The organism is Streptomyces viridochromogenes (genome assembly GCF_001270495.1).
Lineage (GTDB): Bacteria > Actinomycetota > Actinomycetes > Streptomycetales > Streptomycetaceae > Streptomyces > Streptomyces viridochromogenes_A.
In genome coordinates this window covers 1-12609 of the sequence record NZ_LGUR01000241.1, presented here as the reverse complement: position 1 = coordinate 12609, position 12609 = coordinate 1, and the positions used below count along the sequence as shown (strand labels likewise).

At 71.0% G+C, this 12609-nt stretch carries 10 protein-coding genes and 2 pseudogenes; 5 read left to right on the top strand and 7 right to left on the bottom strand.

Annotated features, from left to right (window positions below; translation table 11 throughout):
- Window positions 1–15: 15 nt before the first annotated feature.
- Window positions 16–534 carry an Lrp/AsnC family transcriptional regulator gene (locus ADK36_RS37520; protein WP_048580694.1) on the bottom strand — a complete coding sequence of 173 codons (519 nt, stop codon included), beginning with the start codon at window positions 532–534 and terminating at the stop codon, window positions 16–18.
- A gap of 191 nt (window positions 535–725) precedes the next feature.
- Here ADK36_RS37520 and ADK36_RS37515 point away from each other — a divergent pair, with 191 nt between their 5' ends.
- Together ADK36_RS37515 and ADK36_RS37510 are read left to right on the top strand one after the other, a co-directional pair.
- Window positions 726–2165: a gamma-aminobutyraldehyde dehydrogenase gene (locus ADK36_RS37515; protein WP_048580695.1), complete on the top strand. Its 1440-nt coding sequence runs from the start codon at window positions 726–728 to the stop codon at window positions 2163–2165.
- A 163-nt stretch (window positions 2166–2328) separates the two neighbouring features.
- Window positions 2329–3519 (top strand): ABC transporter substrate-binding protein, encoded by a 1191-nt coding sequence (locus ADK36_RS37510; protein WP_048580696.1) that lies wholly within the window; start codon window positions 2329–2331, stop codon window positions 3517–3519.
- 400 nt (window positions 3520–3919) lie between these two features.
- Here ADK36_RS37510 and ADK36_RS50745 read toward each other — a convergent pair.
- The 3 genes and pseudogenes from ADK36_RS50745 to ADK36_RS37500 form a co-directional block, all read right to left on the bottom strand.
- Window positions 3920–4024 (bottom strand): annotated as a pseudogene (locus tag ADK36_RS50745) (PIN domain nuclease); the annotation flags it as partial.
- Window positions 4025–4093: 69 nt separating this feature from the next.
- Window positions 4094–4300 (bottom strand): annotated as a pseudogene (locus ADK36_RS47195) (RICIN domain-containing protein); the annotation flags it as partial.
- A gap of 385 nt (window positions 4301–4685) precedes the next feature.
- Entirely contained in the window at window positions 4686–6038 is a 1353-nt protein-coding gene (locus ADK36_RS37500; RefSeq protein WP_048580698.1) for a diacylglycerol/lipid kinase family protein, read from the bottom strand.
- Window positions 6039–6128: 90 nt separating this feature from the next.
- Here ADK36_RS37500 and ADK36_RS37495 point away from each other — a divergent pair, with 90 nt between their 5' ends.
- Window positions 6129–6662 (top strand): hypothetical protein, encoded by a 534-nt coding sequence (locus tag ADK36_RS37495; protein ID WP_048580699.1) that lies wholly within the window; start codon window positions 6129–6131, stop codon window positions 6660–6662.
- On the opposite strand, the gene ADK36_RS37490 is transcribed toward ADK36_RS37495, so the two are convergent.
- Window positions 6652–7818: a serine hydrolase domain-containing protein gene (locus ADK36_RS37490; protein ID WP_053200795.1), complete on the bottom strand. Its 1167-nt coding sequence runs from the start codon at window positions 7816–7818 to the stop codon at window positions 6652–6654. The two genes, ADK36_RS37495 and ADK36_RS37490, sit on opposite strands and share 11 nt — an antisense overlap.
- A 275-nt stretch (window positions 7819–8093) precedes the next feature.
- On the opposite strand from ADK36_RS37490, the gene ADK36_RS37485 reads away from it, so the two are divergent.
- Window positions 8094–9794: a sigma-70 family RNA polymerase sigma factor gene (locus ADK36_RS37485; RefSeq protein ID WP_053200793.1), complete on the top strand. Its 1701-nt coding sequence runs from the start codon at window positions 8094–8096 to the stop codon at window positions 9792–9794.
- Here the strand turns inward: ADK36_RS37485 and ADK36_RS37480 are convergent.
- Window positions 9766–10461: a glycerophosphodiester phosphodiesterase gene (locus tag ADK36_RS37480; protein WP_048580701.1), complete on the bottom strand. Its 696-nt coding sequence runs from the start codon at window positions 10459–10461 to the stop codon at window positions 9766–9768. The genes ADK36_RS37485 and ADK36_RS37480 overlap by 29 nt on opposite strands.
- Window positions 10462–10519: 58 nt before the next feature.
- Window positions 10520–11581, bottom strand: a complete 1062-nt coding sequence (locus tag ADK36_RS37475; protein WP_048580702.1) for an adenosine deaminase — start codon at window positions 11579–11581, stop codon at window positions 10520–10522.
- 455 nt (window positions 11582–12036) lie between these two features.
- Here ADK36_RS37475 and ADK36_RS37470 point away from each other — a divergent pair, with 455 nt between their 5' ends.
- Entirely contained in the window at window positions 12037–12495 is a 459-nt protein-coding gene (locus tag ADK36_RS37470; protein ID WP_234330031.1) for a DUF4190 domain-containing protein, read from the top strand.
- Window positions 12496–12609: the final 114 nt, after the last annotated feature.

The following is a 12609-nucleotide window of genomic DNA, read 5'->3' as shown; positions in this document are numbered from 1 at the left end:
ATCGGGTCCTCACGGTTATCGGGTTCCCCACATGTAGGTCTGCTTCTTGAGCTTGAGGTAGACGAAGCTCTCGGTCGAGCGCACGCCGGGGACGGCCCGGATGCGTCGGTTGATGACGTCCAGGAGGTGGTCGTCGTCCTCGCAGACGATCTCCACCATCAGGTCGAACGACCCGGCCGTCATCACCACGTACTCGCATTCGGACATGGCGGTCAGCGCGTCGGCGACCGACTCCACGTCGCCCTCGACGTGGACGCCGACCATCGCCTGCCGGCGGAAGCCCACCGTGAGCGGGTCCGTGACGGCGACGATCTGCATCACGCCCTGGTCGAGCAGTTTCTGGACGCGCTGGCGCACGGCCGCCTCGGACAGGCCCACGGCCTTGCCGATGGCGGCGTACGGCCGGCGGCCGTCCTCCTGAAGTTGTTCGATGATGGCGAGGGAGACGGCGTCCAGCTGGGGACCGCCGCCGTTCCTGGACTCGCGGGAGTCCCTGTGCTCTGCGCTTCGACTGGCCACGACGTCACTGTGCACGACGTCTCGACAGTTCCGCAAGGCCGAAGTGATGAAATTCGTTGTTTACGCGACTGAGACCTGCGGATTTCGCAGCCCTGGCGCGATCGGGGGTGTTGAAAACGTGGCTCGGCCGACTAGGGTGGGTGTCTCAGTAACTGGACAACCAGAACTGACAGCCAGTAGCAGTGACACCTGACAGGAGGCCGGCAGTGAGCACCGAGCTGCGTCGTCTGCGCAACTACATCGACGGTGAGTTCCGGGACGCCGCCGACGGACGGACCACCGACGTGGTCAACCCCGCGACGGGCGAGGCGTACGCGACCGCGCCGCTGTCCGGGCAGGCGGACGTCGACGCCGCGATGGAGGCCGCCGCCAGGGCCTTCCCGGGCTGGCGGGACACGACCCCCGCCGAGCGGCAGAAGGCCCTGCTGAAGATCGCGGACGCGTTCGAGGAGCGGGCCGAGGAACTCATCGCGGCCGAGGTGGAGAACACCGGCAAGCCGATCGGGCTCACGCGGTCCGAGGAGATCCCGCCGATGGTGGACCAGATCCGCTTCTTCGCGGGTGCGGCGCGGATGCTGGAGGGCCGCTCGGCCGGTGAGTACATGGAGGGTCTGACCTCCATCGTCCGCCGTGAGCCGGTCGGGGTGTGCGCGCAGGTCGCGCCCTGGAACTACCCGATGATGATGGCCGTATGGAAGTTCGCGCCGGCGATCGCGGCGGGCAACACCGTGGTGCTGAAGCCGTCGGACACGACTCCGGCCTCGACGGTTCTGATCGCCGAGATCATCGGGTCGATCCTGCCGAAGGGTGTCTTCAACGTCATCACGGGCGACCGTGACACCGGCCGCCTCATGGTCGAGCACCCGACCCCGGCGATGGCCTCCATCACCGGCTCCGTGCGCGCCGGCATGTCGGTCGCCGAGTCGGCGTCCAAGGACCTCAAGCGGGTCCACCTGGAGCTGGGCGGCAAGGCGCCGGTCGTCGTCTTCGACGACACCGACATCGCCAAGGCCGTCGAGGACATCTCCGTCGCGGGCTTCTTCAACGCCGGGCAGGACTGTACGGCCGCCACGCGCGTGCTCGTACAGGAGGCCATCCACGACGAGTTCGTGCAGGCGCTCGCGAAGGCGGCCGCCGACACGAAGACCGGCCAGCCGGACGACGAGGACGTGCTGTTCGGCCCGCTCAACAACCCCAACCAGCTCAAGCAGGTCTCCGGGTTCATCGACCGGCTGCCCGCCCACGCCAAGGTCGAGGCCGGTGGCCACCAGGTCGGCGAGAAGGGGTACTTCTACGCGCCGACCGTGGTGTCGGGGCTGAAGCAGGACGACGAGATCATCCAGAAGGAGGTCTTCGGGCCGGTCATCACCGTCCAGTCCTTCTCGGACGAGGACCAGGCCGTCGAGTGGGCCAACGGCGTGGAGTACGCGCTGGCTTCGTCCGTGTGGACGAAGGACCACGGGCGGGCGATGCGGATGTCGAAGAAGCTGGACTTCGGGTGCGTGTGGATCAACACGCACATTCCGCTGGTCGCGGAGATGCCGCACGGTGGGTTCAAGAAGTCGGGGTACGGCAAGGACCTCTCGGCTTACGGGTTCGATGACTACACGCGGATCAAGCACGTGATGACGTCGCTGGACGCGTAAGGGGTTGTCCTTCGGCTGCGGGTGCGTGGGGGCTGGTCGCGCAGTTCCCCGCGCCCCCAAGGGCGTTGCGGTCCCGGCCGGTTGACAACGTGTCCGGCGTGCCGCGTCCTACTCGACGAGGAGTCGATTGCCCGGGCCTGGGCCGCGGCGGCATGCTGCCGCAATGGCCCTCCCCCCGAGCGACTCCCCGCTGTCCCGCCGGACCCTGCTGCGCACCCTCGGTGCGGGGGTGCTGTCGGGCGGGCTCGCCGGTTGCGGTGTGCCCGCCGCTTACGTTCCGCCCGCCGACCGGGCCGCCGCCGATCTCTCCGCCACCGACAAGCGGCTCACCTGGGCGAACTGGCCGCTGTACATCGACACGGACGACGAGGACGCGACGCGTCGGCCGACGCTGGAGGGCTTCCGGAAGCGCACCGGCATCTCCGTCGAGTACGTCGAGGAGATCAACGACAACGACGAGTTCTTCGGCAAGATCAGCCCCGCCCTGATGAACCATCAGCGCACCGGCCGCGACCTCATCGTCATCAGCGACTGGATGTGCGCCCGGTTCGTACGGCTGGGCTGGGTGCAGGAGATGGACCGGGCCCGGCAGCCGAACGTGACCGAGTACCTGGACCCGCTGCTGCGTTCACCGGCCTTCGACCCCGGGCGGAAGTTCACCGTGCCGTGGCAGTCCGGCATCACCGGCATCGCGTACAACCGCCGCAGGCTGGGTCGTGACATACGCGGCGTGTCCGAGCTGTGGGCGAGCGACCTGAAGGGCCGGGTGACGCTCCTCTCCGGTCTGGACGAGGCCTTCGCGCTGCTCATGCAGGGCAACGGTGTCGACATCACCCGGTGGACGGCGGACGACTTCCACCGGATCTGCGACCAGGTCGAGGAGCAGGTCCGCAAGGGCCAGATCCGCCGCTTCACCGGCAACGACTACATCAAGGACCTGTCGAGCGGCGACGTCCTGGCCTGTCAGGCCTACTCGGGCGACGTCATCCAGCTCCAGGCGGACGACCCCGACATCCGCTTCGTCGTCCCCGAGGAGGGCGCCGAGCTGTGGTCGGAGTCCCTGATGATCCCCAACCTGGCCATGCACAAGACCAACGCCGAGCGGCTGGTCGACTACTACTACGAGCCCGAGGTCGCCGCCGAACTGGCCGCATGGGTCAACTACGTCTGCCCGGTCCCGGCCGCTCGGGACGTACTCGCCTCCGCCAAGGACGCGGAGACGGCCGCGCTGGCCGAGGACCCGCTGATCTTCCCGGACGCGGCGATGCGCCAACGGCTGGCCATCGCGCGGGACATCACGTCGGAGGAGCGGGTGGGGTTCGCGAAGCGGTGGAACGCGATCGCGGGGTTGTAAGGGGTCGCTACGTCCGTGTGACTCGGCTTTGCCTGACGCGCGATGGGCTTGGCTTGGTTGGCGTCCTAGGCCCGCTGAGCTGCTAATTCCTCAGGGCCAGCGCAACTGGGCCGTGGGCGAGTACGGGCCTCTTCCGCGACGATCGCGCGTACGGAGACGCACAGGGGCTGATTCTGGTCGCAGGCTGCCGCACGTCGCGTCGCGTAGAGGCTGAGGCGTTGGCGCAGGCGGAATCGTTCGCCGCGGCCGACGTCGGCTGCGTGGAGTGCTCATGGTGGCACAGACCCACCGCGGCACCTCGTGGGTCACACACGACGAGCCGTGAGGGCGACGGCGGTACAGCTTCCGACCGCGCCTTGAGCGGCATGCAGGCGACGAGCTGCCGAGACAGCGTGTCTGGTCTGCCGAAGTCCGGGCCGTACCACTGGAGCGCCTGGCCGGTGACTGCGGCGATGGGTTCGAAGTCGCGGTCCCGGTGCGGGAGGGGCGGTCCCGACAGCTTGGCCTGTTGTCGTGGGACTGCCCTGTTCCGCACCGGGCATCTCCTTGCGCGGGTAGGGGGAGACAAGGCGGGTTACGACAGCGAGGACCACTTCTGGTTGTTCTGGCCGTTGCAGGTCCACAGGATGAGAGGGGTCCCGTTGGTGGTTCCTGCCTGTTCGGCGTCGAGGCACAGCCCGGCGTGGACGTTGCGGATCGACCCGTCGGCTTGCCTGGTCCATTTCTGGTTGTTCTGGCCGTTGCAGGGCCAGATGATGACCCGCGTGCCGTTGGGTGACCCGGACCGTTCGACCGAGGCGCGCGCGGATGCCCACGGGTGAGGGTGAAGTCGACAGCAGCGAGTGCTGCGTACGCGGCTCTGGGGGCATGCGATGCCCGTGAGGCACTTGCCGCGCGAAGAGCCGGACGTGCCGACCACCGCAGGACTTGTCCGGGCGATCAAGTTCGCAGCCAGATGATCAGGGCTGCTGCTGTGGCGGTGCCGAGGAAGGCGTACCCGCGCTTGTCGTTGGCGGGTGGCGACTGCCCGGGACTGCTTCAGGCGGTTGATGCCTGTCGGCGGCGGCTGAACAGTGGTTCTGGATCACTTTCAGTGCCGGAGCCGCGGAGGCCATGCCTGCGGTGTCTGCCAGGACCATCCTGGCCCGACCGGCGGAGAAGCCTGGTCACACAGTCCGGCTCCGGTGATGCACCGCCGTCCGCCCTACCGTCGCCGCGAGTTTGCGCAGTCGGCGCCAGTCCAGGCGGGGTACGGGCTGCGGGGTGCCCGGGCGCTTGCGGGGGACGCGGACGCGTAGGGCGCCGGGGGCGATGCGGCAGTGGACCGGGGCCGGGAGGACGAGGGCCTCGCCGTCGATGCCGGCCTCGATCTCCGCGCGGTCGGCTTCGATGACCACCTCGGGCGCGGTCAGGATGGTGAGGCCGCCCGGTGCGGGGTCGAGGAGCAGTCCGGCGGCCTCGGCCGCGTTGTCCACCCTGATGCCGAGTACGCCGAGGACCGCGGCGTCGAGGCGGTCGCGGCGGCCGAGGCCGAAGGGGTCGTCCGTGCGGTAAGGGTTGTTGCTGACCAGCACGGCATGCGGGGCGTCGAGGGTCTTGTCGGCCGCGCGGGCGGTGAGCCGCGGGCCCTGCTGACGGGTGAGCAGGCCGGGCAGCAGCTCCAGGCTGGTGCCGATCTTGTCGTCGCGGTAGCCGGGGCTCTGGACGATGGCCGCGTACGCCCCGAAGGACGCGTTGTTGACGAAGGCCCGGCCGCCCGCGTAGCCGAGGTCGACACGGAGTTCCACGCCGTCGGTGAGCGCGTCGAGGCAGGCGGAGGGATCCTCACGGTCGAGGCCGAGGTCCATGGCGAAGTGGTTGCGGGTGCCGGCGCTGATCACCAGGAACGGGATGTCGTACGCGGCGGCGACGGCCGCGACCAGCGCCTGGGTGCCGTCACCGCCCGCCACGCCCAGCAGGTCCGCGCCCTCGTCCACGGCCTTGCGGGCCAGGGCGGTGACGTCCTGGTGCTCGTCGGGGTCGAGCAGGATGACGCGGGCGCCGAGGCGCTCGGCCTTCTCCTGGAGCGCGAAGCGGACCACCTTCCCGCCGCCCGAGCGCGGGTTCATGATCAGGTACGGCCGTCGCGGCGGCGATGCCTTGCGCTCCCTCATCACCCGTACCCGGGAACTGCCCGTCCCCCGCAGCGCGTACCGGCCGCTCCAGACGGCCACCGCCCACAGCGCCACGGATGCCAGCAGCGCCCAGAACAGGGTGGCCGCGAACAGGGCGACGAGGGCGGCGGGCAATGCCAGGGCCACCACGGCCGCGGCCCAGCGCAGCGGGCCGCGCAGGGTCAGCGTCCACCACACCGCGATCGCGCTGAGGCCCAGGCCCGCCGCCCCGGCCACCAGCAGCAGGGCGCCGCCGACGCCGCCGTACGCGAGCGGCACCAGCACCGCGAGCCCCGCGGCGGCCAACGCCGTCCGCGCCGCCCACCGCTGGGCGCGGTAGGCCCGCCCGCTCAAGTCCAGGGCCATGATTCCTCCGTTCACCGCGGACATCGTAGGACCGGGCCTGAGGTGGAAGGTGTTTTTGAACGTGTTCAATCTTAGGCGTACGCTGGCCCCATGAGCGACAGAGCCGCCCTGCTCAAGGGCATCCGCGTCTGGCTGGTCTTCTTCGTCGTCTGCCTGGTGCTCAGCGGCGCCACGGCCTTCCCCCTCGTCCATGAACTGCGCTGGACCGAGGATCTGTTGCGCGCCCTGTCCGTGCCGGAGCACCTGCCCGGCCTGATGGACTGGATCGAGCGTGTCCGGCGCGGTCTGGACGCCGCCGACGCCGACTACCCCTTCCTCCTCTACGGCACGGACTGGCTGGCCTTCGCGCATCTCGTGATCGCCGTCGCCTTCTACGGCCCCTACCGCGACCCGGTCCGCAACATCTGGGTCGTCGAGTTCGGGATGATCGCCTGCGCGGGCATCGTCCCGCTCGCTCTCGTCTGCGGGCCGATCCGCGACATCCCCTTCTGGTGGTCGGTGATCGACATGTCCTTCGGCGTCTTCGGAGTGATCCCCCTGTACGTCGTACGGAGGAGGATCAAGCGGCTGGAGGCGCTGACATCGTCACCGGCGCCCCCGGCCGCGGTCGCCGTCAGCGGTTGAACGCCGGGAAGGCGAAACGCTGGGCGATGGCCAGGCCGTCGCCCTTCGCGTCGGTCGAGTTGGCCGAGTAGACCACCGTGCGGGACAGGTCACGGGTGGCGGCGACGACGGTGTGATAGCCGGGACGGGCGCCCGTCTTGGCCCAGATGACCTTGCCGTTCAGCTCGAAGCGCTGGAGCCCGGCACTCATGGTGGCCCCCTCGACGTCCGGGACCGTGAACATCTCCTTCAGCTGCGGCTCGGGCACGATCCGGCCGCGGAACAGGGCGAACAGCAGCCGCTCCAGGTCCTTCGTCGTCGAGATCATGTCGCCGGCCGCGAACCGGTCGGACATGTTCCACTCGGTCACGTCGACGAGCTTTCCGTCGATCCAGTCGTATCCGCGGTTGTGCGCCCCATGGACGCGCGGGTCCGGGCCGGCCGGGAACGAGGTGTGCCGCATGCCGAGCGGGCGGAAGATCCGTACGGCCGCCTGGTGGGCGTACGAGTCGCCGGTGACCTTCTCGATCAGCATGCCCAGCACGGTGTAGTGGATGTTGCCGTACCGCTGGTGCTCGCCCGGCGCGTGGTCGGGGTCCGGGCCCTTGGCGACCGACGCGGCCACCACCTCCTCGGGGGTCAGCGTCTCGAAGCGGTGCTCGTAGCCGTCGTCGACGTCCTCGCCGAGGGAGGCGCCCGGCTGAAGTCCGCTGGTGAAGTTCAGCAGCTGCCGGACGGTGATGGGCGCGAAGTCCTTCGTGAGCAGGCCGGGCAGGTACTGCTGCACGGTCCCGTCGAGGGAGATCCGCCCCTCGGCGGCGAGCTGGAGCACGATCGCCGAGGTCACGATCTTGGTCGTGGAACCGGCCCGGAAGCGGGCGTTCTCCAGCGCGGGCGCACCGGTTCGTATGTCCCGCACTCCGGCCACCCCGTGCCAGCTCCCCTTGCCGCCCACGCGGATCAGCGCGGCCGTCGCGTCCCGGTCGGGCAGTCCGGCGAGCGCGGCACACAGGGCCTTCACGTCCGGCCCGTCCGGGCTGGCCGCCTCGATCGCCTGCGCGGAGCACGACGACGATGACGACGCGGGCCGCGCGGAGGCCGTCCCGGCCAGCGGCAGTGCGGTCAGGGTCAGCGCGAGCGCCGAGGTGAGGAGGGCGGGAAGCGGGCGTACGGGCATCTGCTGCTCCTGAGGTCGACGGGATGTCTGTGATCATCGTCGCGGTGGCAGGGCCCCGGCCGAATCGTCGGCGAGGAGGGGCTCGACCCTTGGGGAGCCCGGAGCAAGTGCTGTACAGAACAAGCGAGTTGTAAGGGATCGCCCTTACGGGACGCCGACTGTCCAAAAAAGTGTTATCGCCGTCGCCTTCACCGCGTCTCCACCCCGCAAGCGGAATGTGATCTCCGATATAGCCACCGGTGCTGGTCAGGCAGGAAGGTGCGTACGGGCAGCAGATGACCTGGGAGAGGACGCACGTGGACGAGGGAGCCCGCAGGCAGTGGCGCTCCACCATCGCGGCGGCGCAGGCCGGTGACCGGCAGGCGCTGGACGAGCTGGTCGAGGGGTGGCTGCCGCTGGTCTACAACGTGGTCGGGCGGGCCCTGAACGGCCATGCCGACGTCGACGACGTCGTCCAGGAGACCATGCTGCGCGCCGTCGACAACCTCGGCTCGCTGCGGGACCCGGACAGCTTCCGCTCCTGGCTCGTCGCGATCGCCATGCGGCAGATCCGGGACCGGGCGCGCCGCAGGCAGACCGCCCAACTGGACGAGTCGGCCGCGCGCGAGGCCACCGACTTCGCCGAACTCACGGTGCTGCGGCTCCAGTTGGAGGGGCAGCGGCGCGAGGTCGCCGAGGCGGTGCGCTGGCTGGACGACGAGGACCGGCAGCTGCTGTCGCTGTGGTGGCTGGAGGTCGCGGGCGAGCTGACCCGGCGCGAACTGGCCGCCGCGGCCGGGATCAGCCGGCAGCACGCCGCCGTGCGGGTCCAGCGGGTGAAGGAACGGCTGGAAACCGCGCGCGGCATCGTACGCGCGCTGGACGGCGCCTGCCCCGGCCTGCGCGAACTCGCCGCCCGCTGGAACGGCCGCCCCGACTCGGTCTGGCGCAAGCGGCTGGCCCGGCACATCAGGGGCTGCGGCTACTGCGGGGACACCCGCGAGGCCGTCGTGCCGGCGGAACGCCTCCTCGTCGGTATCGCGCTCGTCCCCATCCCCGTCGGCTTCACCCTCTCCCTGGCCCTCGGCGGCAAGACGGCGGCCGCGGCCACGGCCACGGCGACCTCCGTCGGCTGGACGGCGAAGGTGATGGCCGCGCTCACCCAGCCCGCCGTGGCGGTGACCGCCGGTGCGACGATCGTCGCGGGCGGCGCGTACGTCGTCACCCAGACCCCGGACGCCCCGCCGCACGCGGTCGCGCCCACGGACGCGAGCACGGCCCGCCCGCAGTCGCCCCCGCCGTCCGCGACGCCGACAGCCACGCCTTCCCCGTCACCATCGCCGTCCGCGACGAAGAGGGCCGACCTGTACGGCACGGTCGTCGACGCCGTCGACCGGGCCCCCGACCCCGACGCCCGGCCCGCGGCCCTCCCGCGTCGCCCCGAGTCCGGGATCACCAGCACGGGCGGCCGGCGGGCCGTGATGCAGCACCGCGGCGACAGCGTGACGCTCAGCGGCCAGGGCTATGTCCTCGTGCGCTGGCAGCTCTCGCCGCACTCACGGCCCGGCGCCCTGGTCATGCCGGCCTGGACCGGCTTGAAGGGCAAGCTCTTCCACGTCGCCTCCGGCGGCGGCCGTCGCATGGACGACGTCTACGGCGACGGTTCCGACCGGGGCTACGTCACCGGCATGGGCGGCCCGGACATCGGCTACACGGTCCTGCCGGACGGCACCCAGCAGATGTGGCAGAACGAGTACTTCTACCTCGACGGCAGCGTCACCCTCACCCAGAACGAACGCGGTGCCGACTACGGCCTCGCTGTCTTCCCGTCGGACTGGGCCGCGGCCGACAAAGACATCAACCAGGGGCCGCCCGACGGCGCGGTCCGCTACGGTCTCGTCCGCGACACCGGCAAGGACGACACACCGGTACCGCAGTACGTCACGCGCGAGACCCCTGCGGACGCGGCTACCGTGCCTCAGCAGTCCCGCGTGTAGCGAGCAGGAGGTCGATCCGGTTCGTCGTGATCGAGTCGACGCCGCAGTCCAGCAGGCGGCGCAGGGAGCGGCGGGTGTCCGGGGTCCAGACGGACAGCAGGCAGCCGTCGCGGTGGACGCGCTCGGCGAGGGCGTGGTCGACCAGACTGAAGCGGTAGTTCAGCCAGCGCGGGCGCACCGCCGCCAGCAGGCCGGCACGCGGCGGGGCCGACGTCGTCCAGGTCAGGGCGATCTCGGCGGCCGGGTCGGCGGCGCGGACGGCGAGCATGGCCGGGGCGCCCGCGCAGTAGTACACGCGATCCTGCGCCCCGCACTCGCGGACCACGTCCACCACCCGGCGCGCCGCCCGCACATCGGGCGTGCCCGGCAGGTCGAGCATCACCCGGCTCCCGTCGCACGCCGCGAGCGCCTCCGCCAGCGTCGGCACCCCGCCCGCCGTCAGCCCCCGCACCTCGGCCGCCGACAGCGCGAGCAGCGGCCGATCCTGCTCCCACAGCCGCTTCAGCGTCTCGTCGTGCAGCAGCACCGGCACGCCGTCCTTGGTGAGGCGTACGTCGATCTCGACCGCGTCCGCGCCCCGTTCGAGCGCGGAGCGCAGGGAGGCGAGCGTGTTCTCGCGGACGCGGTAGGGGTCGCCGCGGTGGGCGACGGCGGTCACGTTCTGCATGAGGCCATTCTGCTGGGAACGGGGGCGAGGACAGGGGCGATGGCGGTGGCCGGTGGGCTCAGGGGGCGAGCCAGTCGGCGGTGTACGTGTCGATCTCGGCCGTGATCCGGGCCTTGCCGGTCTCGTCGAGGAAGGACGCGTCGACGGCGTTCTTGGCGAGGTCGGCCAGGCCACGCTCGTCGAGGTCGAGGAGACGGGCGGCGACCGCGTACTCGTTGTTGAGGTCGGTGCCGAACATCGGCGGGTCGTCGGAGTTGATGGTGACGACGACGCCGGCCTTCACGAACTCCTTGATCGGGTGCTCGTCGATCGTGCGGACCGCGCGCGTGGCGATGTTGGAGGTCGGGCACACCTCCAGCGGGATCCGGTGCTCGGCGAGGTGCGCGAGCAGCTTCGGGTCCCGCGCAGAGCTGGTGCCGTGCCCGATGCGCTCGGCGCCCAGGTGGATGAGGGCGTCCCAGACCGTCTCCGGTCCGGTGGTCTCGCCGGCGTGCGGCACGGAGTGCAGTCCGGCGGCGAGCGCGCGGTCGAAGTACGGCTTGAACTGCGGCCTCGGTACGCCGATCTCGGGCCCGCCGAGCCCGAAGGAGACCAGGCCCTCCGGGCGCAGCCGATCGTCCGTGGCGAGCCGCGTGGTCTCCTCGGCGGCCTCCAGGCCGGCCTCGCCCGGGATGTCGAAGCACCAGCGCAGCACGGTCCCGAACTCGGCCTCGGCCGTCTTGCGGGCATCCTCGATCGCCGCCATGAAGGCGCCCGCCTCGATGCCGCGGCGCGTGGAGGAGAACGGGGTGATGGTCAGCTCGGCGTAGCGCACCTGCTGGCGGGCCAGGTCGCGAGCCACCTCGTACGTCAGCAGCCGTACGTCCTCCGGGGTGCGGATCAGATCCACGACGGACAGGTACACGTCGATGAAGTGGGCGAAGTCCGTGAACGTGAAGTAGTCGACCAGGGCCTCGGGGTCCGTGGGGACCTTGGAGTCGGGGTGGCGGGCGGCGAGTTCCGCGACGATACGGGGGGAGGCGGAGCCGACGTGGTGGACGTGCAGTTCGGCCTTGGGCAGTCCGGCGATGAAGGCGTGCAGGTCGCGCGGGACGCGGGCGTCGACGAGACGGTCGGTCAAGGTTCCTCCCCGGGAACGGCGTCTGCGGCCGGCACTGTGGGCGGCGGCGGGACGCGGGTGATCGGCTGATCGGTGACTCGGGGTCATCGTATGCCGGAGCCGCGCCGGTGAGGCCCGGGCCATAACATGACGGCACGTACGACAGAGGGGGGCCGCGTATGTCCGACGACGCGCATGGGCCGGAAGCGACGGGGGAGGCGCCGGCTGGGGAGCCGGGCGTTTCGTTGGACAAGAGGGCGACGACGTCCTTGGACAAGGGGGACCGGCGGGACGGCGTGGTACCGGGTGGCTCCGACGCCCGACCCGAGCCGGATCCGTGGGCTCCTCCGGTCGCGGGTGCGCGGGGGGCTCCCTCCGCCCCCTCCGCCCCAGGGGGACCTGGGCACACCCTCGCCCCGAACGTTCCGCCGTCCTGGCCGGCGCCGTCCGTGCACGATCAGCAGACAGTCACCTCCATGCCGTCCTCGGGGCCGCCGGCCAACCCGTTCGCCCCACCGGGGCCCGCGGCGTCGATGCCCTACGGCGCCCACGGTGAGCCCGTTCCGCCGCCGCCCATCGCGCCCGACGGGCCGGGGCAGGTGCCGTACGGCTATCCCGGGCCCGGTGGCTATGGCTATCCGCCGGGGCCGGGGGCCGCGGGTTACTACGGGTGGCCCGGGATGCAGGCCATGCCGAGCAACGGGATGGGCACCGCCGGGCTGGTGCTCGGGATCATCTCCGCGGTCGTCTTCTGTCTGTGGCCGGTGGCCATCGTCGTGGGGGTGCTTGCCGTGATCTTCGGTGCGATCGGGCGGGGCAAGGCGCGGCGGGGCGAGGCGACGAACGCGGGTCAGGCTCTTGCCGGGATCATCTGTGGGGCGGCGGGTGTGGTCCTGGGGTTGGGGATGGCGGCGTTGCTGATAGTGGCGCCGTAGAACGACCGACTCCCCTCGCCCCCGCCGCCCCTACCCGTCCCATCCTCCTGGGGCTCCGCCCCAGACCCCGCTCCTCAAACGCCGGAGGGGCTGGATTTACCCACCCGGCGTTCG